At 69.8% G+C, this 21,246-nt stretch carries 15 protein-coding genes; 10 read left to right on the top strand and 5 right to left on the bottom strand.

The window, feature by feature from the left end; all coding sequences use genetic code 11:
* Positions 1–130: 130 nt before the first annotated feature.
* Positions 131–919, bottom strand: coding sequence for an IclR family transcriptional regulator (locus ACFU8W_RS33250; RefSeq protein ID WP_384045167.1), 789 nt, complete (start codon positions 917–919; stop codon positions 131–133).
* A gap of 106 nt (positions 920–1,025) precedes the next feature.
* Here ACFU8W_RS33250 and ACFU8W_RS33245 point away from each other — a divergent pair, with 106 nt between their 5' ends.
* The 4 genes from ACFU8W_RS33245 (at position 1,026) to ACFU8W_RS33230 (ending at position 4,503) form a co-directional block, all read left to right on the top strand.
* Positions 1,026–1,190, top strand: a complete 165-nt coding sequence (locus tag ACFU8W_RS33245; RefSeq protein ID WP_384045164.1) for a hypothetical protein — start codon at positions 1,026–1,028, stop codon at positions 1,188–1,190.
* Positions 1,191–1,305: 115 nt separating this feature from the next.
* Positions 1,306–2,643 carry a gluconate:H+ symporter gene (locus tag ACFU8W_RS33240; RefSeq protein ID WP_384045160.1) on the top strand — a complete coding sequence of 446 codons (1,338 nt, stop codon included), beginning with the start codon at positions 1,306–1,308 and terminating at the stop codon, positions 2,641–2,643.
* Positions 2,644–2,694: 51 nt separating this feature from the next.
* Positions 2,695–4,023: an enolase C-terminal domain-like protein gene (locus tag ACFU8W_RS33235; protein ID WP_384045157.1), complete on the top strand. Its 1,329-nt coding sequence runs from the start codon at positions 2,695–2,697 to the stop codon at positions 4,021–4,023.
* Positions 4,024–4,107: 84 nt separating this feature from the next.
* The gene (locus ACFU8W_RS33230) at positions 4,108–4,503 is read left to right on the top strand and encodes a hypothetical protein (RefSeq protein ID WP_384045154.1); all 396 of its coding nucleotides are present in this window, start codon (positions 4,108–4,110) and stop codon (positions 4,501–4,503) included.
* A gap of 224 nt (positions 4,504–4,727) precedes the next feature.
* Here ACFU8W_RS33230 and ACFU8W_RS33225 read toward each other — a convergent pair whose 3' ends face one another.
* Positions 4,728–5,993: a glycosyltransferase 87 family protein gene (locus ACFU8W_RS33225; protein WP_384045150.1), complete on the bottom strand. Its 1,266-nt coding sequence runs from the start codon at positions 5,991–5,993 to the stop codon at positions 4,728–4,730.
* A gap of 96 nt (positions 5,994–6,089) precedes the next feature.
* A complete protein-coding gene (mptB, locus tag ACFU8W_RS33220) occupies positions 6,090–7,556 on the bottom strand; it encodes a polyprenol phosphomannose-dependent alpha 1,6 mannosyltransferase MptB (protein WP_384045147.1) in 1,467 nt (488 codons plus the stop codon).
* A gap of 389 nt (positions 7,557–7,945) precedes the next feature.
* Between mptB and ACFU8W_RS33215 the strand changes: the two genes are divergently transcribed.
* From ACFU8W_RS33215 to ACFU8W_RS33190, 6 genes are all read left to right on the top strand, one after another.
* Complete coding sequence (locus ACFU8W_RS33215; RefSeq protein WP_384045144.1) at positions 7,946–11,923, top strand: metallophosphoesterase; 3,978 nt, start codon at positions 7,946–7,948, stop codon at positions 11,921–11,923.
* Between the two features lie 133 nt (positions 11,924–12,056).
* The gene (locus tag ACFU8W_RS33210) at positions 12,057–13,238 is read left to right on the top strand and encodes a HupE/UreJ family protein (protein WP_384045141.1); all 1,182 of its coding nucleotides are present in this window, start codon (positions 12,057–12,059) and stop codon (positions 13,236–13,238) included.
* A 541-nt stretch (positions 13,239–13,779) separates the two neighbouring features.
* Positions 13,780–13,989 (top strand): ferredoxin, encoded by a 210-nt coding sequence (locus tag ACFU8W_RS33205; RefSeq protein WP_345514218.1) that lies wholly within the window; start codon positions 13,780–13,782, stop codon positions 13,987–13,989.
* Positions 13,979–15,352 (top strand): NAD(P)/FAD-dependent oxidoreductase, encoded by a 1,374-nt coding sequence (locus tag ACFU8W_RS33200; protein WP_384045137.1) that lies wholly within the window; start codon positions 13,979–13,981, stop codon positions 15,350–15,352. The genes ACFU8W_RS33205 and ACFU8W_RS33200 overlap by 11 nt, the downstream gene beginning before the upstream one ends.
* A 31-nt stretch (positions 15,353–15,383) precedes the next feature.
* A complete protein-coding gene (locus tag ACFU8W_RS33195; protein ID WP_384045134.1) occupies positions 15,384–16,568 on the top strand; it encodes a cytochrome P450 in 1,185 nt (394 codons plus the stop codon).
* A gap of 375 nt (positions 16,569–16,943) precedes the next feature.
* Positions 16,944–19,913: a BTAD domain-containing putative transcriptional regulator gene (locus ACFU8W_RS33190; protein ID WP_384045190.1), complete on the top strand. Its 2,970-nt coding sequence runs from the start codon at positions 16,944–16,946 to the stop codon at positions 19,911–19,913.
* Positions 19,914–20,068: 155 nt separating this feature from the next.
* Here the strand turns inward: ACFU8W_RS33190 and ACFU8W_RS33185 are convergent, their stop codons facing one another.
* Together ACFU8W_RS33185 and ACFU8W_RS33180 are read right to left on the bottom strand one after the other, a co-directional pair.
* Positions 20,069–20,263, bottom strand: a complete 195-nt coding sequence (locus tag ACFU8W_RS33185) for a hypothetical protein (RefSeq protein WP_345514213.1) — start codon at positions 20,261–20,263, stop codon at positions 20,069–20,071.
* 75 nt (positions 20,264–20,338) lie between these two features.
* A complete protein-coding gene (locus tag ACFU8W_RS33180; protein ID WP_384045131.1) occupies positions 20,339–21,103 on the bottom strand; it encodes a thioesterase II family protein in 765 nt (254 codons plus the stop codon).
* Positions 21,104–21,246: the final 143 nt, after the last annotated feature.

The raw sequence follows: 21,246 nt of genomic DNA, 5'->3' as shown, positions 1-21,246 counted from the left end.
CGATCGCAAGGCGCTGGAAGACCCTCGTAGCGGAGCTACTTGGGCATTTCGGCAACGCAGCGAGCGTGCGTGCCAGGCGTCGCGAACCGGGCGCCCATTTTGTGAGCTCCTCTAAGGAGCGCCGCGGGCGTCAGCGCCAGTCAGGAGCGCCTGAAGCGGGCGTGAGGACACTCTCGATCTTCGTCCGTATCTCCCGCATGACCGCGACGATCCGGGCCCCGTGCTCCTCGCTGAGTCGCGCCACCGGCACCGAGCAGCTGATGGCGTCGGTGGCCGGCGTGTCGTATCTCAGGGCGAAGCCGAAACCCGCGATGCCGGGCACTGTCTCCTCGTGCTCGACGGAGTAGCCACGCTTCCGCACTTCGGCGAGGTCGGCGAGCAGCGCGGCGCGTTCGGTGTGGGTGTTCTCCGTGAGGGCTGCCAAAGGGCCTTCGCTGAGCGGGAGTTGGTCGTCGGGGCGCTCGGCGAGCAGAGCCTTGCCGAGGGCTCCGGCGTGGGCCGGGATCCGGCGGCCGACCCGGCTGATGGTGCGCAGGTACTCGTGGGACTCGCGCGTGGCGAGGTAGATGACGTTCGGTCCGTCGAGCCGTGCCAGATGAATCGTCTCGCCCAGCGCGTCCGAAGCCTCGTCGAGATAGGGGCGGGCCGTGCGCACGTGTGGGTCGCTGTCCAGGTAGCTCGTGCCCGTGTGCAGGGCGCGGATGCCGATGCCGTAGAGAGAGCCGGTCGTGTCGGAGCGCACCCAGCCGCAGTCGACGAGGGTCTGAAGCAGCTGGTACATGCTGCTGCGCGGGACGCCCAGTTCCATGGCGAGTTCGTCCAGGCGTGCGGGCCGGTCGCCCCGTGCGGCGAGCAGTTCGAGCAGTGCGACGGTCCGGGCCGCCGACTTCACCCCACGGACCCCGCTGCTTTCCGGCATGGCCTCATCTTAAATCCGCGTCGGCGCACCCATTGACCGCGTCCTGGTCACCCACCTAACCTCCGTTCCCATACGTGTACGTCATCTGCATATGGGGATGGGATTCATGGGACGGACGAGCTTCAAGGCCGCGGCCCGGCCGCGCGGTCTGCCGGTCGGCCCCGTACCCGCCCCGCTCACCGACGCCGGCCCGGCTGACCTCGCCGACCTGGAGAAGCTCCTCGACGGCGGGCCGAACCTGGTCGGAGCCGTGCGCCGACGCGCCGCCTGACGCCGCCCCGCCACCTGCCGCACCCCCTTCACCCACCGCCCTTGCCACCGGCTCCGACGAGGAGTCACCAGCAGGTCAGCGGTTCGACAGTTCGACAGTTCAAAGGGGAACTGACATGCCACTCCTCGTAGTCGGGATCAGCGTTCTGGTTCTGCTGCTCCTCATGACCCGACTGAAACTCAACGGCTTTGCCGCGCTCCTGCTCGTCGCGGTCGGCGTCGCGCTGGTCCGGGGGATTCCGGTGGTCGACATCCCGGACGTCCTCTCGGAGGGCATCGGGGGGCAGGTCGGCGACACCATGCTCACCATCGGGCTCGGCGCCATGGTCGGCCGCATCATGGGGGACTCCGGCGCCGCACAGCGCATAGCCGGCAAACTCCTCGACGCCTTCGGCCCCCGCTGGGTCCAGGTGGCCATGGTGGTGACGTCCATGCTCATCGGCGTGACCATGTTCTACGAGGTCGCCTTCATCATCATCGTGCCCATCGCGTTCACACTGGTCAGGGTCACCGGGGCGAACCTGCTGTGGGTGGGCCTGCCGATGTCGATCGCTCTGTCCACGATGCACAGCTTCCTGCCGCCGCACCCCGGCCCCACCGCCGTGGCCGCGACCTTCCACGCCTCCGTCGGCCACACCCTCTTCTACGGCCTCTTCATCGCCGTACCGGCCGGTGCGCTCGTCGCGCTCGTGTGGCCGCGTCTGCCGTTCGTCAAGGCGATGAACCCCTCCATACCCAAGGGCCTGGTCAGTGAGCGCGAGTTCACCGACGAGGAGATGCCCGGCATGGGCTGGTCGCTGTTCGTGGCCCTCTTCCCGGTGGTGCTGATCGCCGGCGCCGCCGTGACCGACATGGTCACGTCCGGCGAGAACTCGTTCCTGCACGTGGTTGTCTTCATCGGCTCGGCGCCGATCGCGCTCCTTCTGACCTTTCTCCTGGCGGTCTGGGCGTTCGGACCGCGGATCGGCCGCAGCCTGGCGGACGTCAGCGCCTCCTGCTCCTCGGCGGCCCAGGCGATGGCGATGATCCTCCTGGTGATCGGCGCGGGCGGCGCCTTCAAGAACGTCCTCGTCGAAGGCGGGATCTCCGACTACATCAAGGACGCCACGGAGAGCTGGTCGATCTCGCCGATCATCCTGGCGTGGCTCATCGCGGTCATCCTCCGCGTCGCGCTCGGTTCGGCGACGGTCGCCGTCGTCACGGCCTCCGGCGTGGTGCTGCCGCTCCTGGCGGGCAGCGGGGCCCACCCCGAGATGATGGTGCTCGCCGTCTCGTGCGGGTCGATCGCCTTCTCCCACGTCAACGACCCGGGATTCTGGTTGTTCAAGGAGTACTTCAACCTCTCGGTCATCGAGGCGATCAAGGTCCGTACCAGCTATACGACGGTGCTCGCGGTCCTCGGCCTGGGCGGCGTCCTGGCAGGAGAGTGGGTCCTCGACTTCCTCAGCCTCTGAAGCCCCTGATCACAGTCCCCGCCTCGCCCCCTACCCAAGGAACCGACAAGCATGAGCCAGCCGACCATCACCCACTGTGCCGTCTACCCCGTCGCCGGCCGCGACTGCATGGAGCTGAACCTCTCCGGCGCCCATGGCCCCTACTTCACCCGCAACGTCGTCGTCCTCAGGGATTCCGACGGCCGTACGGGACTGGGGGAGGTGCCCGGCGGCGAGAAGATCACTCAGACGCTGCGGGACGCCGAGTCCCTGGTCGTCGGCGCGAAGGTGGGCGACTACAAGCGCGTCCTGCGCGAGATCGGGAACCGCTTCGCGGACCGCGACTCGGGCGGACGAGGCGCCCAGACCTTCGACCTGCGGACCACTGTGCACGCCGTCACGGCCGTCGAATCGGCGCTGCTCGACCTGCTCGGCCAGCACCTCGACGTGCCGGTCGCGGCCCTGCTCGGCGACGGCCGGCAGCGGGACTCCGTACGGGTGCTGGGCTATCTCTTCTACGTCGGCGACCCCGACCGCACCGACCTGGGTTACGTCCGCGAGCCCGAATCGGACGTCGACTGGTACCGCCTCCGGCACGAGGAGGCCCTCACGCCCGAGTCGATCGTCCGTCAGGCCGAGGCGGCCTACGATCTGTACGGCTTCCGGGACTTCAAGCTCAAGGGCGGAGTTCTGGCGGGCGCCGAGGAGGTCAAGGCCGTACGCGCGCTCAAGGACCGCTTCCCCGGAGCGCGGATCACCCTGGACCCGAACGGCGCGTGGTCGCTGCGCGAGGCGGTCGAGCTGTGCTCGCCGCTGGTGGGCACGCTCGCCTACGCCGAGGATCCCTGCGGGGCGGAGGGTGGCTACTCCGGACGCGAGATCCTCGCCGAGTTCCGCCGCGCCACGGGCCTTCCGACAGCGACCAACATGATCGCCACCGACTGGCGACAGCTGGCCCACGCCCTGGCCCTGCAATCGGTCTCCATCCCGCTGGCCGACCCGCACTTCTGGACAATGCAGGGCTCGGTGCGCGTGGCGCAGCTGTGCAACGCGATGGGCTTGACCTGGGGCTGTCACTCCAACAACCACTTCGACATCTCGCTCGCCATGATCACGCACTGTGGCGCCGCGGCTCCGGGCGAGTACAACGCCCTGGACACGCACTGGATCTGGCAGGAGGGCCTGGAGCGGCTCACCGTCACCCCGCCACGGATCGTCGACGGCGAGATCGCCGTCCCCGACGCCCCCGGCCTGGGCATCGAACTCGACATGGACCGCCTCCTCGCGGCCCACGAGCTCTACCGGAAAGAGGCGCTGGGGGCGCGGGACGACGCTGCCGGCATGAAGTACCTCGTGCCTGGCTGGACGTTCGACGCCAAGCGCCCCTGTCTGGTGCGCTAGTGCCCTGACCGGACAGGTTCGCCGGAAGCTCGTGGCGTCCGGCATGGACGGGCCTCGACAGCCCTTAGGTGCGATCCTGCGTGTATGAACGATCTCGGCGACGCGCGCTGGCGCACCTTGACGCTGCGATTCATGGCCCTCCTCGCGGCCGACACCCGGGATCAGCTTGCCTGGCTGGGCGGGCGTGAGCTGGAGACGGAGTCCGTCGTTGAAGAGCTGAAGTTTTTCTGCCGCATCTCCGAAGGACTTACGGAGCGCGAAGCCTTCGAACCCAAGAATCTGCGCGATCTTCAGGCCATCGGCCGCCGCCTCGGCGAGATCGATGCCGCCTGCCGCGTCGGACTCTGGGGCAACGCCCTGGCCACAGACCCGGCGTGGGACGAAATACGTCCTCTCGCCCGCCAGTTTCTCCTCACGACGCTGGGCGACTGGCGTCAGCCACTGCCACGCCCCGTGCGCCCGCACACGGGCGACCAGTGAGCACGTCAGGCCGCCTGTGCGACTCCGACGTGGCCGGCCCCGCACACTCGAAAACGAACCATTGTCCCCGCTCGGGAAGCAGGGGCATCGTCGCAGCTTGGCGGTGAGCGGCGGGAACGTTGCGGCGACATTCGGATGGGTGTCGGCTGCTGAGGACTGTCCCGTAATCCCTGGCGGCCGCGCACCGCCTGCCGGATCTCGGCGGCCGCCTCTCGAGTCGAAACTCACGCAGCGTTCGAATCCGTTGCAGCGGTCAGAGCCACGAGGGTGAGCAGCGCGCACACGGGGTAGGCCCAGCCGAGCACAGCGAGGGGCCAGGAGTAGTCGAACGAGAAGATCCGGGGATGGAGTTGTACCAGCCAGAAAGCGAGATGGCAGGTCAGCGTCGTCACCCAGGCGGCCTGAGCGGCTGCGCGCCAGCGGGTGCGGTGCGGGGTGTGGAGGAGCCAGAACAGGGCCGGGATGGCCCAGACCCAGTGATGGGACCACGAGATGGGGCTGGCCAGGAGGCCGAAGACCTGCACCGCGAGGAGGCAGCCGAGCCGGTCGGACCGCTGTGCGCTGCGTACTCCGGCGAGGAGTGCCAGCACGCCCACCAGAGCGGTCGCCGTCCACCATGGGGCGGACATGCCCACATCGTGGCCGAGTGAGCGCGAAAGCGCCCCGCGCAACGACTGGTTGAGCCCGGATCCGACGGGGCCGACGCGTGCGGCATCGCCCACCGCATGGAGCCAGAAGTCGCGGGAGGGCCCTGGCGCCAGCCACCATCCGGTCGCCGCCGCGGCGAAGAACGCCACGGCCGACCACGCGGCAGCTGTCCAGCGCCTGCGGATGAGGAAGTAGAGACCGGTGACCGCCGGGGTCAGCTTGATCGCGGCGGCGATTCCGACACCGAATCCCGCCGCGGCTGCCGCGCGCTGCCGGACAGCGAGGACGATCAGGGCCGCGAGCAGCAGATTGATCTGTCCGAAGGCGAGTGTGGTGGTGACCGGTTCGGTCCACATCAGGGCGGAGCTCCACAGCAGTACCCGCTGCCGGTGCTGCTCGGGTGGTGTGTCCGGGGCGGCCAGGCGCAGGCTGCCGTGAACGAAGGCGACCAGAGCCAGGAGCGAGGCCGCCGTCCAGACGGCCGCCGCCGGCGGGAACGGGAGTGCGGAGAGGGGAAGGAAGAGGGCAGCGGCGAACGGGGGGTAGGTGAAGGGCAGAGGGAAGATGTCGGGGCCGGGCAGGTGAAGCCGGAAGGCGTACAGGTCGCCGGAGAGCAGATGGGTGGAACCGGTGCGGTAGACCCGCAGATCCACCATGCCGGAACGGGTGCAGGCGGGGATCCAGACCAGCAGCAGCATCACCAGGGAACTCACGGCCAGCACCCAGGTCGCTCGGCGGGCCAGCGCGGTCCGCACCGCCAGCAGTGGTGGCAACCGAAGCTGTGGGTCCTGAGGTTCCCGGCCCCGTGGCGGAACGGCGTTGTCGTCCACGGCGGTTGTCATGGTTGTGCCCTCCAACGTCGCTCGATCGCGGGCGAATGCCCGGGAAGTCCCGGCCGGAGCGCCTCTGCCGACAGGGGTGCCGCGTTCACGTCACCATCAGGGTGAATGCGCCGGGAACCGGCCCGTCTCGGCGGCTCCGGTCATGGCGAGGGCTGCCTGCTCCCGACTCCGCTGAGCCGTCCATGCCAGAACCAAAATGGTCAACGACCCCCCGATGACGGCGGCGACCGCATAGGTCCAGGTGGGCCCCCGGCCCGCGGGCAGCACCAGCAGGAGCAGAGCGACCACCGCCCCCTTCGCCCGGGCATCCGCCAGAGTGCGCCAACCCACCACAGCGAGCGGCACCCCGCCCCACAGCAGGTACCACACCTGCACCGCGGGAGCGCACATCACCAGGGCCAGCAGCCCCATTGCCGCAGCGCGTTCCGCCCCGTAGCGGGGAGCACGCCATAGGCAGAACACCACCGCGCCCAGCCCCACCAGCGTCCCGACCGTACGTGCCGCGGTCACCGCCCCCGGCGCGGCGTTCCATCCCACCGCGGCCGCGGTCCACTCCAGCACTCTGCCCACGTCCGTGCTCACCGACAGCAGCGTGTACACCTCGGTCGGCGTACGCATGGTCCGCAGCCACCCCCACCCCTGCCCGCACAGGAGCACACCCAGCCACAGCGTCCCGCCGGCCACCACGGCGATCCCCAGAGCACGACCGCAGCGCCGCCGCCACCCCGACTGCGCGGCCACCGCCACCATCGCGGCACACCCCAATGCCACCGCAGCCGGGGCCTTCACCAGCACGGCCGCCATCAGCACCGCCGCGCCCAGACCCCATCGCCCGGAGCGGAAGGCCACGAAACCGGCCATCATCAGGCCGACCATCAGTGCCTCGTTGTGCGCCCCGCCCACCACATGCGCCAACATCAACGGATTGAGCGGCGCCGCCCACCAGACCCCTCCACCGCCGGCACCCGTCCGTACCGCCAGCCGCTGCACCGACCACGCCAGCAGGGCCAACCCGGCGAGCGCTACCAGCCGGAGCCCCACGACCGCGGCGACCACATGATGCTCCCCGGTCACCGATACCACGGCTTGGCTCGTCAGCACGGACACCGGCCCGTACGGGGCCGGTGCGTCCCGCCACAGCTCCGGGACATTGGCGGCGAGCGGGCCTCCCAGTGCCGTCGGGCCGACCTCGTAGACGTTCCAGCCGCGCAGGGCCAGCGCACCCTGCGCCATATAGCTGTAGACGTCGGCGCTGAACAGCAACGGCGCGGGCAGCAGAGGCAACGCCCAGCATCCCAGCGTGCTCCACTGCTGCCTCCGGCTCATCACCGCACCGGCCCGCAGGAGCGTGCCCAACTGCCACCAGGCCCACACCAGCAGCCCGAGTCCGGCATACGCTGCCGTCGCCCCCACCGCTGTGACGAGCGGGCCCGGTGCTCCCCACACCCCGTCCCGCATGCCTTGTGGCAACGCGCCGGCGCCCCACGCGCCCGCCGAGAGCAGCACGGAACCCCACATGCCCCGCAGCGTCCATTCCCGGACCGTGCTCCTCACCGCTCTCATTCGGCCGAACCTAGGTCCCTCCCCGGATCGCCGAACCAGCACCCGCGAAAGAGAAGGCGAACTCGGGATGTCGGCCTGATGTCCGGGGTCGGGTCCGTGACGGGGGCAGTCCGATCCCACGCGTGAGCTCGGATGGACCGTCACAGAAAGGGCTGAGTCGCTCGCGTCCGTCGCGGCAGCTCTTCGTGATTTCGGCTGCGGTGACCCGACGTGGCTCTGGCACTGACACTGAAAGCGACTCAGAACCCAGGCCACCGACAATCCTTCCACTGGTTGTTTACGGGTGATGTAACTCCATTCACCTGCGCAGCCCAGGATTCGCCACGGGCATGTCGTACATCGTCACGGCGTGCCCTTCACCTTGTGGCGAACAGGAAGGACGGCTGCTGATGCGGCCCACAGAGCGGCGAGAACGGCCGGCCGGCAGATCAGGTGGACGACGGCTCGCGGGGGCGGCTCTCACCGCGCTGCTCCTCGTGGGCGGCAACCTGACGGCGGCGTACGCCGAAACCGGTTCGGAGCAGCGAATACCAGGGCGGAGCGGGACGGCGGAGGGCACGAGCCTGCCGACCCTCACCCCCGGCGACGGTGCATATCTGGAAGGCACGCAGAAGGTCGCGGGCACGCCGACGCTGGCAGGTGACTCCGTGACGCGGCTCGCGGTCGACGGGAAGGCCATCGAGGGCGAGCGGACGGTCGGGGTGTCCCGGCTCAGCTTCGATGTCGGGTCGAACTCCACCGAGGCCCGCTACCACAACTACGTGCTGGTCAACGGCGAGTACCGGGCAGACATCGGCGACCTCGTCAACGAGCGGGGCACGATCGAGATCCCGAACCAGCACCTCGTCAAGGGCGAGAACACGATCGAGTTCTTCGCCGGCACGGTCGACAGCTCGTGCGGCACCAACTACGACGACTTCGTGCTCTCCGACATCAGCCTGGACCTGCTCGGCGAGGTCGCGGACGGTGAGGAGAACGAGTACACGTACTCCTTCGGCGACGGCAGTTGCGGTTCCAACACCTCGCTGCTGACGAAGGCAGCACTCAGCTTCTTCGTCCTGGGCGACCCGCAGGGCACCACCGGCCTCACAGCCGACCTGGACACCACGAAGCTCGCCAACGGCGTGCACACGCTCACCGCGACGACCGCCGCGGACAGGACCGTCAAGAACACCGTGACGGTGAACAACGCCCCGGCGGGCGCCCCCGGGTTGCTGCCCAAGGACGGCACGCTGGTGGCCGGCCGGCAGTCGGTGTTCACGAACCTCCCGGCGGGCGCCGAGGGCGCCGCCGAGTCGCTGACCGTGGACGGCGACGCGCCCGTCACCGATGCACACCTCGGCAACGGCGCGGCGACCTTCTCCTTCGACGTCGGGTCGGACTCGATCGACGACCGGTACGACAACTACCTGCTCGTCAACGGCAAGCGCATCGACATGGGTGGCACCTGGGTGAGCCAGCGGGTCGGCATCGCGATCCCGGCGCGATTCCTGGTGCCCGGTGACAACACCGTCACGGTGGTCACCAGCCCGTACAAGGAGAGCTGCGGCAACAACCGCGACGACTTCGACATCTCGCGTCTCGCATTCGCTTTCGACGGCGCCACCGTCACCGGCCGCGACATCGCGGACTCCTACGCCATGGGCGACGGCACGTGCGGCAACAGCGACACCCGCCTGCGCGAGGTGGAACTGCACTACACGATCGACGCCCCGGCCGTGCACGTCTTTGACACCCTCGGCTCCGGCAACGCGACCCTCGGCTTCACCGTGGGCAGCAACTCGATCGAGGCCCGCTACCAGAACCACATTCTGGTGAACGGTCAGAAGCACGTGCTCGACAGCGACTTCGTCAGCCGGCACGTCGACCTTGCCTTCCCCAACGAGTGGCTCGTCCCCGGCTGGAACACGATCGACTTCGTCGCCGGCACCTATCCGACGTCGTGCGGCGACAACCACGACGACTTCGCCGTCTCCGGCATCACCCTCACCCCGGCGAACGGCACCGCAGCCGGCCGGATGCTCAAAGGCTCGTACAGCCTCGGTGACGGCAACTGCGGCGACAACGTCAACCCGCTGACCGAGATCGACCTCGAGTTCTTCGTCGAGGGCCCGGCCCAGGGCCTGCGCGCAGACCTCGACACCACGAAGCTCGACGACGGCAAGCACACCCTGGCCGCGACGTCGAAGACCGGCAGCACCGCGACCCGGGTCCTCGTCACCGACAACTCCGCCCCGCGGGTGGCCGCCAGCGTCCCCGCCGCGGGTCAGAAGATCACCGCCTCGGTCGTCCTCGATGTCCGGCTCGAGGACCTCTCCGGTGTGGTGAACGGCCCGGACGTCAAGCTGGACGGCAAGCCGGTCCAGCTCGGTGCCCCGGTGGGGCCGGGCCTGTCCGCCGGCGAGCACACCCTGACGGTGTCCGGCACCGATGGCATCGGCAACAGCGGCACGCGCAAGGTGAAGTTCACCTCCGCCGGCATCCCGGACGTCCCCGCCGACCTCACCCCGAAGTCCGGGACGAACGACGCGGGCAGCAGCGTCAAGCTGTCGGCGAAGGTGGCCGAGCCCGACGGCGGCGAGGTGAGCGCCACGTTCTCCGAGGCCGAGATCCTCACCCCGAACCAGGTGTTCCAGGGCACGGCCGCGTCCGTTCCCACCACGCTCGAGGTCAAGGGCGAGAAGAAGGTGAAGGCCGAAGGCCTCGCCCCCGCCGACGGCAGGACGCTCGAGGCGCCGGCCGCCGAGGACGTCACGTTCCAGCGGTTCGACGTCCAGGTGAAGGGCCACGTCGACGCGCCGGTGCTGCGCTGGGAGGGTGTCATCGACCCCGAGCGGCTCGCCGCGCTGCGTGTGTGGAACACCGCGACGTCGAAGTGGGACGTCCTGACCAGCGCCCGCGGTGTCGCCGAGGGCAACACCGTCCTGACCGCCGTCGTCGACCGGAAGTACGTCGACAGGCAGCAGGTCCACACCATGGTGACCGGCGAGGATCCGTTCGCCGACGACATCGACGCCGGTGACCCGAACGGGTTCGCCGACCCCGACTCGTACGACTTCTCGATCGTCCACTACACCGACACGCAGTACCTCTCCGAGGGGGCGGTGGAGCAGGAGACGCCCGAGGAGCGCGCGGTCTGGGAGAAGGCGTACGGCGACGTGTCGCGCTGGATCGCCGACAACAAGGACAAGCGCAAGATCGCGTACGTCGCCCACACCGGCGACATCATCGAGAACAACATTCGCAAGCCCGCCGACGAGGCCATGCAGCGCCAGGTCACCGGCGAGCTGGAGCTGTCCTCGAAGCAGCAGAAGATCCTGGACGACGCGGGTGTGCCCAACGGTGTGATCGCGGGCAACCACGACAACCAGTCGGGCACCGAGAACGGGCCGGACGCGATCTACAACCAGTACTACGGGCCCGAGCGCTACCAGGCGCTCTCCAAGGGCTGGAAGCACGCCGAGTACGGCGGCCCGTGGCGTGAGGGCGACAACCAGAACCACTACGACCTGTTCTCCGCCGGCGGCCTCGACTTCGTCGTGGTCGGCCTCTCCTACGGCGTGACGCGCGAGGAGGCCGAATGGGCCGACTCGGTCTTCAAGCGCTTCCCCGACCGCAACGGCATCCTGCTCTCGCACGACTACCTCGCGCCGAGCAGCAGCCCGAACGGACGCGGCGCCCCGTTCTCGGCGCCCGACGGCTCGATGCTGTACAAGAAGGTGGTCCAGGACAACCCGAACGTGTTCCTGATCCTCGCCGGTCACGAGCACGGCGTCGGCACCAACGTGAAGCCCAAGGTCGGCGAGGTCGCACACGACGTCGTCGAACTGCTCGCGGACTACCAGTTCTACACGGTGTCCGCGGACCGGCTCGGGCTCACCGAGATCGGCGGCTACAAGCCCGACGACAGGCTCCAGTTCGGCGCGAGCTTCTTCCGGATGCTCCAGTTCGACGTCGACCGCTCCGAGCTGACCGTGGACACCTACTCGCCGCTGCTCGACGAGTTCGGCGCCACCGAGTACGACACGAACCACCGCTACGACGGCACCGAGGACAACATGGTGCTGCCGATCGACCTCAGCAGCCGCAAGACGACCTTCAAGACCGACTCGCTGGCGCTCTACGACCCCGTGAGCGTCATCGGGAAGACCACGGTCGACTCCGGTGAGACGGCCTCGGTGACCTGGAAGGGACTGGGGCCCGGCACGACCCACGCGTGGTTCGTCACGGCGCGCTCCACCGGCGGCGGCGTGACCGCCTCCGAGCCGAGTGCGTTCGTGACCGAGGACGCCCACGGCCGGCCCGGCGTCTGGGGCGCGGACACCCCCGCGTACCCCTGGTTCACGTCGCCCACCGACCGGCGGTGACCGGTTGACCCGCCGGTAGCGCCTGTCCGGCACCCATGCCCGTCGTCCCGGACCCGACCGGTCCGGGACGACGGGCTCGCCGCCGTTCGCCCCCTCGACGACGAGAACCGAGACCTCCATGCGTCCCGCCCCCTTGCCCACGCCAACCCCCCTGCCCTCCTCCTGGCTGCCCCGGCTCCCGCCGCGCCGACTGTCCGCCGCGCTCCTCACCACCGTCGCGGCCCTGGTGGCCGTGCTCGCCGCCGGCCTCGCCCATCCGCCCCCCGCCGCCGCGCACGACATGACCTCAACCGCGTACGTCGAGGTGGAGGGCACCGGAGCCCGTGTCGAGGCGACCCTGGACCTCGAATACGACCTGCTCATGAAGTCGGCCTGGCTCTACGCCGAGGCATACGAGGCGAAGGACCGCGCAGAGCAGCTGCACCAGCTCCACACCCATGCCGACGCGGTGACCGAATACGTCACGGGACGCTTCGCCGTCACCCACGACGGCAAGGTCTGCACACCCCGCCGCGCCGGCGACGCGGACATCCGCACCCGCGGCAACCGGCCGTTCGCCGTCCTCACCCTGGCCTACGCCTGCGCGGGCGGCGCAGACGGCACCTACACGATCTCCAGCGCCCTGTTCCCCGACACCGAGAGCTTCGTCCACAGCGCCGAGACGATCGTCCACTACGACATCGACGGGCAAAGGGGCTCCCAGGTCCTGTCCGCCGCCGAGCCGACCCTGGAGACCGGCGGGCACCACGAGTCGCACCAGATCGCGGAGTTCTTCCTGCTCGGCACCGAGCACCTGCTGTTCGGCCTGGACCACATCCTCTTCCTGCTGTCGCTGCTCATCGGCGCCCGCGGCCTGCGCGACATCGTTCTCGCGGCGACCGCTTTCACGGCCGCGCACAGCGTCACGTTCCTCCTGGCGGCCACAGGCGTCGTGAACGTGCCGGGATCGGTCGTGGAGCCCGTCATCGCCGCCTCCATCGCCGTCGTGGCGCTGGCCAACGTCGCCCTGCGCGACCGTGAGGGGGCCGGGCGCTGGCGGCTGCCGGCCGTGTTCCTGTTCGGCCTCGTCCACGGTCTGGGCTTCGCCGGCGCGCTCGGCATCGACGAGAACCTCTCCTGGGAACTGCTGTTGTCGCTGCTGAGCTTCAACGCCGGTATCGAAGCGGTGCAATTGGGAATCATCGCCGTGGTGTTCCCGCTGCTGCTCCTCCTTCGCCGGACTCCCGCACACCGCTGGGCCCTGCCCGCGATGGCCGCGCCCATCGTGATCGTCAGTCTGTACTGGTTCTGGGGCCGGGTGGCAGACGCGGTGTGACCGAGTGGACGGGAGGCGTGGGACGCGCCTCCAAGCGGAAGTACGAGACGGAGTGGATGCGGCGCCCCGGCTGTCTTCGAACCCTTCTCGGCGCCATTCGTCGTCAGCGGCGACCTCACGCATGAGCGTGGGCACGGACTGGCCGACGGCGTCCTCGGCGGACCACCCGAACGGCTCCTCGGCGACGCGCTCTCATCGATGAGGGGCGCCCACGTCACGCCACTGGTCCAACGGGTCGAGCAGTTCTTCGACCTGCCGGCAGACGATCTCCGTACGGGACGATCGCGCAGCCAGGCCATGAGCGTGTCCGCGACGCGGCCGGGCAGCACGTCCACGCGCTCGCAGGTCTCCCCATCCACGAACAGCCGGGCGTTGATCGACTCGATCGAGGTCGGACAGCACCGTCATCCATCTGGCGGCGCCCCCGGGGGCGGTGGTGCGGACCGCTTCCGCGTAGGCGGTCCGGTCGTGAAGGGCGTCCGGTGCGATACCGGCGTAGAAAGGGAAGGGGACGCCGGTACGACTCAGGGAGTGACCAGCCATGCAGATCGTTGTGGACCTCACGCGCTGCCAGGGCTATGCGCAATGCGTCTTCCTCGCGCCGGAGGTGTTCGAGCTGCACGGTGAAGAGGGATTGCTGTACGCCTCGGCCGCGCCGGACGACCAGGCCGAGCGTGTGCGTCAGGCCGCGGCGGCGTGCCCGGTCCAGGCCATCCTCGTCGGCGAGGAGGTGAGCGCCGGTGCCCGGTGATCTGCGGGACGGCCGCATCGTCATCGTCGGCGCGTCGCTGGCCGGGTTGAGGGCCGCGGAAACGCTGCGCGAGGAAGGCTTCAGCGGCTCACTGACCGTGGTGGGGGACGAGCCCTGTCCGCCCTACGACCGGCCACCGCTGTCCAAGCAGGTGCTGCTTGGCAAGGTGCCGGCGGAGACCACGGGGCTGCCGATGCGCCGGGATCCGGACGCCGACTGGCGGCTGGGAGTACGTGCCACCGGCCTGGACCCCCTCGAGAAACGGGTGATGCTGGCCGACGGCGAGTCGCTGCCGTACGACCGGCTGCTGATCGCCACCGGGACCCGGGCACGACCCTGGCCCAACCCGGAGGAGGCGTCCCTGGACGGGGTGTTCACCTTGCGCACCCGTGACGAGGCCGGGGGCCTGGCCGAGCGACTGGCCGCCGGGCCGGGGCGGGTGATGGTGATCGGCGGCGGCTTCACCGGCTCGGAGATCGCCTCGGCCTGCCGGGAACGAGGATTGGACGTCACGGTCGCCGAACGCGGTCCCGCACCCCTGGTGGGCGCGCTCGGCGGGACGCTGTCCAAGCTTGCGGCCGTCATGCAGCGCAACCACGGCGTCGATCTGCGCTGCGGGGTGACGGTCACCGCGCTGCGCGGGGACGGGAACGGCCGGTTCATCGGTGCGGACCTGTCCGACGGCAGCCGTGTCGACGCGGATGTGTGCGTCGTGGCGTTGGGGGCGGTCCGCAACGTCGAGTGGCTGGCGGAGTCCGGGCTGGCGGCGGGCCCTCGCGGTATCGCCTGTGACGCCGGGTGCCGTGCCTTCAACATGTACGGCATCGTCACCGACGACATCTTCGTGGCCGGCGATGTCTCCCGCTTCCCGCACCCGCTGTTCGGGTACCAGATGCTCTCCCTGGAGCACTGGGGCAACGCGGTCGAACAGGCCGAGGTGGCGGCCCACAACATGGTCAATCCGGGGCCCCTGCGGCGCCCGCATCTGGCCATCCCGGTGTTCTGGTCGACCCAGTTCGGGCTCAACATCAAGTCCGTGGGCGTACCGACCTACTCCGACCACGTGGTCATCGCCCAAGGATCTCTGGAGGCGCGCCGTCTGGCGATGGTCTACGGCTACCAGGGGCGGGTCACCGCCGCGGTCACCGTCGACATGGCCAAGTCGCTCGACTACTACCGGCACTTGATCGAGACGGCTGCTCCGTTCCCGCCCCCGCTCGGTGCGGCGGACCGTGCGATCGCGGCCGACGTCCCGATTCCGTCCGACGTGCCGGATCCGAAGGGGCTGTCCCACGGCCCCACCGTGGCGCTCACCGGTCACCTGCCCGATCGCCGACTGACCGTGGTGCAGCCCACGCGCTGACCCGACGTCCCGCCAACCACGAGGATCCACCATGGACTCCGCCACCTTGCTGGCACGGATCACCGACTACGAGAACCGCCCCGACCCCTACCCGCTGTACGCGGAACTCCGCGAGGCCGGTCCCGTGGTGCGGCAGGCGGACGGCAGCTATCTGATCGGCACCTACCACGAGATCGCCGCTCTGCTCCACGACCCTCGGATGAGTGCCGATCCCCGCACCCGTGGCGAGAAGACACGCACGCCGCCGTTCCTGCGGCTCGACGACCCCGAGCACCACAGGCTGCGCACCCTGGCCATGCGGCCGTTCGGCCCGCCGCACAGCCCGGGCCGGGTCGACGCCATGCGTGGCGAGATCGCCCGGCTCACCAAGGAACTGATGGAACCCTTCCAGGCGGGCCGGCAGATCGACATCGTCGACGATTTCGCCTACCCGCTGCCCGTCACCGTGATCTGCCGCCTGCTCGGTGTGCCGCGCGAGGACGAGTCGCTGTTCCAGGCGTGGACCGAAGCTCTGGTCGCAATGGCCGACATCGGGCCCGAGGAAGACACCACCGAACGGGACCGGGCGGGCGACCAGGCACGGATCGAGATGGGCCGGTACCTGGTCGACCTCGCCGAGCAGCGCCGTGGCCACCCGAGCGACGACATGCTCTCCGCCTTCGTCAACGAGCCGGAACCGGCCCTGCGGCTCACCCAGGAGGAACTCGCGGAAACCACCATCCTGTTGTTCATCGCAGGGCACGAGACCACGGTCAACCTGATCACCAACGGGGTGCTCACCCTGCTGCGCCAACCCGAGCATCTCGACCACCTGCGTCGCGACCCCGACCTGCTGCCGCGAGCGGTGGAGGAACTGCTGCGCTACGAACCCCCGGTCCACATGCGCGAGAGGATCCCTCTCGCCGACATCGACGTCGCCGGCACCACGATCCCCGAGGGCGCGACCGTCGTACTGGTGCTGGCATCGGGCAACCGCGACCCCAGGCGGTTCCACGAGCCCGACCGGTTCGACCCCACCCGCCCGGACACCGAGCACCTCGGCTTCGGCAGCGGCATCCACCTGTGCTACGGCGCACCCCTCGCCCGCCTCGAAGCCCAGGCCGCGCTCGGCGCGCTGATCCCCCACCTCGGCACGGCCCGCCTGGTCCAGGACCCGCCCCCCTACCGGCAGAACGCCATGCTCCGCGGACCCCGCCACCTTCCCGTCCAGCTATGACTCGGCTGCGTGGCGGCATATGAGGTGCTTGCCGCGGGTGCGGCGGGCTCGGTGCGGGAGGTGACCGGCGCCCGGGAAACGTCAGGAGGCCGGAACTGCGCACGGCCGTAACGGAATCTTCGGCTCCAGACTTCGGTCTCTTTGCCGTGGTGTTGCCCGCCGGATGAAGTTACTCCCGGGTCGATGAAACTGTCCGGATCCGATCCCTTCTCGCATCGCCAGACCCCTCCCCGGTTGACATGATTGCCCACGCAACCTCCATGGTCGCGACGATTCTGTGATCTTTTTGGTCTTCTTTTGTGGCCAGTCTGATTGCATGCAGTCAGACTGATCCGTGGGGACGGGGGACGGGGGAGTTTTTTGTCGCAGCAGTTGGTGTTCAGAATCCTGGGGCAACTGGTCGTCAACGCAGGCGAACGCGCAATCTCGGTGGGGGGAGCACGGCAGCGGACCGTACTGGCCATGCTCTTGCTGTCACCGGACCGCGTCGTCTCGGTGGACAGTCTCATCAAGGCGGTCTGGCAGGGGAGTCCACCGTCGACGTCGAGGAACCAGATCGCGATCTGCGTCTCGGGGCTGCGCAAGACGTTCGAGTCCGAGGCGAATGTGGACGATCTCATCGTCACGGCACATCCCGGCTACATCCTGGCGACCGGCGACCATGTCGTCGACTCGCTGGAGTTCGAGGAAGAGGTGCGGCGGGGGAGGGAGTTGATCCGGCGTGGGCAGGCCGCGGAGGCCGGGGCCGTGCTGGAGAGTGCGTTGAACCTGTGGCGCGGGCCCGCGCTCGACGGCATCAACGGTGCCGAGGAGGGTGCGGCGACGCTCGATGAGCTCCGCCTCGACGCGTACGAGGAGCTGGCCGGGCTACGTCTGCAACTGGGCCAGCACCGCTCGCTCATCGGGGAGCTCGCCGGGCTGGTCAAGGAGCACCCGCTGCGCGAACAGGCGCGCGCCCATCTGATCCTCGCCCACTACCGGTCGGGGCGCCGGGCCGAGGCGCTCGAAGTGTTCCGCGAGGCACGCCAGCTGCTCGTCGAGGAGCTGGGGATCGAGCCGGGCCCCGCACTCCAGGAGCTGCACGACCAAGTACTGCGGGACGCACCCGAGCTGACCGTGCGTCATATCGCTGCGCCGACCGTCTCCTTACCTGCGCAGCTTCCCGCCGGAGGAGCGGCCTTCACCGGGCGGGTGGCGCAGCTCGCCCTGCTCGACGGGCTGCTCGACGAACGGCGGGGCCACGCGCCCCTCGCCGTGGGTGCCATCTCCGGGGTGAGCGGGGTGGGCAAGACGGCACTCGCCGTGCACTGGGCCCACCAGGTCGCCGAGCAGTTCCCCGACGGGCAGCTGTTCGCGGATCTGCGGGGGTACGACGAGCATGACGACCCCACGGCGGCCAGCGCCGTCCTCGACCGCTTTCTGCGGGCGCTCGGGGTGCCCGGCCCGCAGGTCCCGACCGACCCGAACGAGCGCGCCGCCCTGTACCGCAGCGTCCTGGGCAGCAGACGGGTCCTGATCCTGCTCGACAACGCCGCCTCGTATCAGCAGGTCCGCCTGCTGATGCCGGGAAACGGCCGATGCTGTGTGCTGATCACCGGGCGGGACGCGCTCGACGGGCTGACCGGCGACTACGCCGTACGCCGCATCGGGCTCAACGTCATGAACCAGGACGAGGCCATCCGGCTGCTCCGGAAGGTCGCGGGCGAGGAGCGGATCGCCGCCGACCCGGCAGGCGCCGAACTTCTCAGCCAGCTCTGCGACCGGCTGCCGCTCGCCCTGCGCATCGCGGGCGCCCGGCTGGCCGCCAAGCCGCACTGGTCGGTGCGGACCCTCGTCAACCGGCTCTCCGACCAGCGGTTGCGGCTGGACGAACTCAGCCAGGGCGACCAGGGGGTACGCGCCGGATTCCGGCTCAGCTACCGGGCGCTGCCGCCGGCCGCCGCCCGGATGTACCGGCGCCTCGGCCTGCTCGCCGTACCCGACTTCACCTCCTGGGTGGGCGCCGCCGTCCTCGACACCGATCCGGCGACCGCCGAGACGCTCATCGAGCAACTCGTCGACGCCCAGCTGCTGGAGGTCGTCACCGGGGAAACGGACGGGGCCATCCGCTACCGCTTCCAGGATCTGCTGCGGCTGTTCGGCTGGGAGTGCGCGCAGGCCGAGGAGACCGAGGAGGAACGCGACGCCGCCCTCGACCGGGCCTTCGGCGCCTGGCTGTCTCTTGCCGATGCCGCACACCGGCGGGCCCACGGCGGCGACTACACCATCATCCACGGGCCCGCGCCGCGCCTGCCCCTGCCCGAGGAGATGGTGGACGACCTGCTTGCCGACCCGATGGCCTGGTTCGAGTCCGAGCGCGCCGCGATCGTCGCGGTCGTCGAGCAGGCGTCGCGCACCGACCGCTCCGCGCAGGCCTGGGACCTGACGATGAGCAGCAGCACCCTGTTCTCCACCCACAACTACCTGGAGGACTGGCGCACCTGCGCCAGGCACGCCCTGGAGGCAGCCCGCCGCACCGGCGACCGCACCGGTGAGGCGGCGATGCTCCAGTCCCTCGGCTCCCTGGAGATCTACCAGAGCAGGTACGCGGCGGCGGAGGCCTGGCTGAACCCCGCCCAGCAGCTCTTCGACGAACAGGGCGAGGAGCACGGGCTCGCGCTCGTACGACGGAATCTGGCTCTGTGCGGGCGGTTCCGGGGCGAGTTGGGGCCGGCCCTGCGCCATGCCGAGGAGGCCCTGCGCGGCTTCAGGAAGGTCGGTGATCTGATGTCCGAGAGCTACGTCCTCGGCCTGATGGCGCAGATCGAACTGGAGTGTGGGCGGGTGAGTGAGGGGATCATCCTGAGCGCCGAGGCCGTCTCGATGAGTCGTGCGGCCGGATTCCTCAGGGGGGAGGCGCAGAACACCTACCGGCTGGCCGAGGCCCAGATGCGTAACGGCGAACCCGCCAGAGCGGCGGAGCACTGCCGGACCGCCCTGGGGCTGTCCCGCGTCGAAGGCGACACCGTCGGTGAAGTGTTCGCGCTGCGGGGGCTCGGGGAGGCGCTGTGGCGGCAGGAGTTGCTCGACGACGCGCAGAGCTGCCTCCAGGACGCGCTGCGCGTGGCCGAGGAGCTGGCCGACCGATTCCTTGAGGCCAGGATCAGGGTGGATCTCGGTGTCATCCTCGTCGCGCGGGGGGACGGGGAGGGCGCGGGGATGTTCGACCGGGCGCGGGCGGTCTTCACGGACCTCGGCGCCGACGCCTGGCAGCGCCGCGTCGGCCGCCTCGGCGACGCGGCACGGACCGCGGGCCCCGGCAGCCCCGTACCGGTCGCCGAACTCGCCCGGCTGCTCGACAACTGACGGGGAGGGCGCGGGACGGGGAACCCGGCATGTGAGCCCTGTGTGCCCGTGCTGCCGGTGTGGGCGGGTGTGGACTCGCCTGCCCCGCGCGCGGACGAACGCCGGCCCGGTCCGCGACGGGGGCGCGGGCCGGGCCGGCGGGCTTGTGCGAGCGGTTACGACCAGGGCTGCTCGTCCTGCGTCGTGGCGCCGCCTCCCTCGCCGGGGGCGCTCCACGGCTGCTCGGCGGCGACCCGGAAGCCGTCCGATGTGGCCGGGCCCGTGGTCACGGCGGCTGCCATGCCGGCCAGCAGGAGCGCGGCGGTGCACAGGGCTCCGATGGTGGCGGGAACCGTCTTGGTGGCGAGCATTTCCAACTCCTCGTCAGGCTTTGCGGGTGCGACAGGAGTAACGCTAGGGGCTCCTATTTTTGAAGCGATATCGGTTCAATTTCGAACCGCCCTCAAATGCTTGGAAAAATAGTCGACGAGGTCCGCCTCGTACGGTTCCAGATAGAAATGATCGCCGGGGAAAACGCGATGGGTGAACGACGAGGTGGTGAGTTCCTCCCAGGATCTCAGTCCGTCGAGGCCGCATCGCGGATCGCTGATGCCCGCGCAGGCCACGATCGGGGTGCCGAGTGCCACCGGGTGGTGCGGCCTGCCCGTCTCCAGGACCCGGTAGTCCGCTCTCAGGGCCGGCATCAGCAGCTCCCTGAGGTCCGGGTCGTCGAAGACGTCCAGTTGCGTACTGCCCAGCCGCCGGAGCGACTCGATGATCGCCTCGTCCCCCTCGTGGTGCACGGTCGTCGGTTCCACGCGGTGCGGTGCCGGCCGGCCCGAGACGATGAGGAGCGCGGGATTGACCCCGTGCTCCTCCGACAGCTTGGCCGCGACGGCGTACGCCACCGCGGATCCCATGCTGTGCCCGAAGAGTGCGAGCGGGCGGTCGAGGAGGCCGAGCAGCGCCCCGGTGATCCGCTCCGCGAGTTCGTCCATCGACTCGACGACCGGTTCGGCGATCCGGTCCTGCCGGCCCGGGTAGCGGGCGGCGAGCAGCTCGACGTCCGGTGGCAGCAGCCGCCGCCAGCCCCGGAACATGCTCGCGGTGCCCCCGGCGTGCGGGAAACACGCCAGCCGCAGGGCCGGTTCGGCCGTGCCCCGCAGCCGCCGGAACCAGAGCCCATCACTTCTTTCCGCGGTAATGCCCATAAGAAATCCCCTCCGGCGCCGAATCATAGTGAAATCCTCGAGCCACAGGCCGTCACCCCTGCATATCGAAGAAATATAGCCACGCCCGGAATGCTTCGCCCCGAGACCCGACTGATGAGCAGCTGCGGGCGGCCCGTCCGCAT

This window comes from Streptomyces sp. NPDC057565 (genome assembly GCF_042801455.1).
In the GTDB taxonomy this organism is placed as follows: Bacteria; Actinomycetota; Actinomycetes; order Streptomycetales; family Streptomycetaceae; genus Streptomyces; species Streptomyces yanii.
Note: the sequence above shows the minus strand (reverse complement) of the source record. Positions and strands in the feature narration are given on the sequence as shown.

Coding starts and splice junctions, on each gene's coding strand:
- ACFU8W_RS33180 (WP_384045131.1), bottom strand. CDS start 21,103: ATGGGCATTACCGCGGAAAGAAGTGATGGGCTCTGGTTCCGGCGGCTG.
- ACFU8W_RS33235 (WP_384045157.1), top strand. CDS start 2,695: ATGAGCCAGCCGACCATCACCCACTGTGCCGTCTACCCCGTCGCCGGC.
- ACFU8W_RS33215 (WP_384045144.1), top strand. CDS start 7,946: ATGCGGCCCACAGAGCGGCGAGAACGGCCGGCCGGCAGATCAGGTGGA.
- ACFU8W_RS33250 (WP_384045167.1), bottom strand. CDS start 919: ATGCCGGAAAGCAGCGGGGTCCGTGGGGTGAAGTCGGCGGCCCGGACC.
- ACFU8W_RS33195 (WP_384045134.1), top strand. CDS start 15,384: ATGGACTCCGCCACCTTGCTGGCACGGATCACCGACTACGAGAACCGC.
- mptB (WP_384045147.1), bottom strand. CDS start 7,556: ATGAGAGCGGTGAGGAGCACGGTCCGGGAATGGACGCTGCGGGGCATG.
- ACFU8W_RS33205 (WP_345514218.1), top strand. CDS start 13,780: ATGCAGATCGTTGTGGACCTCACGCGCTGCCAGGGCTATGCGCAATGC.
- ACFU8W_RS33185 (WP_345514213.1), bottom strand. CDS start 20,263: ATGCTCGCCACCAAGACGGTTCCCGCCACCATCGGAGCCCTGTGCACC.
- ACFU8W_RS33225 (WP_384045150.1), bottom strand. CDS start 5,993: ATGACAACCGCCGTGGACGACAACGCCGTTCCGCCACGGGGCCGGGAA.
- ACFU8W_RS33230 (WP_384045154.1), top strand. CDS start 4,108: ATGAACGATCTCGGCGACGCGCGCTGGCGCACCTTGACGCTGCGATTC.
- ACFU8W_RS33240 (WP_384045160.1), top strand. CDS start 1,306: ATGCCACTCCTCGTAGTCGGGATCAGCGTTCTGGTTCTGCTGCTCCTC.
- ACFU8W_RS33245 (WP_384045164.1), top strand. CDS start 1,026: ATGGGACGGACGAGCTTCAAGGCCGCGGCCCGGCCGCGCGGTCTGCCG.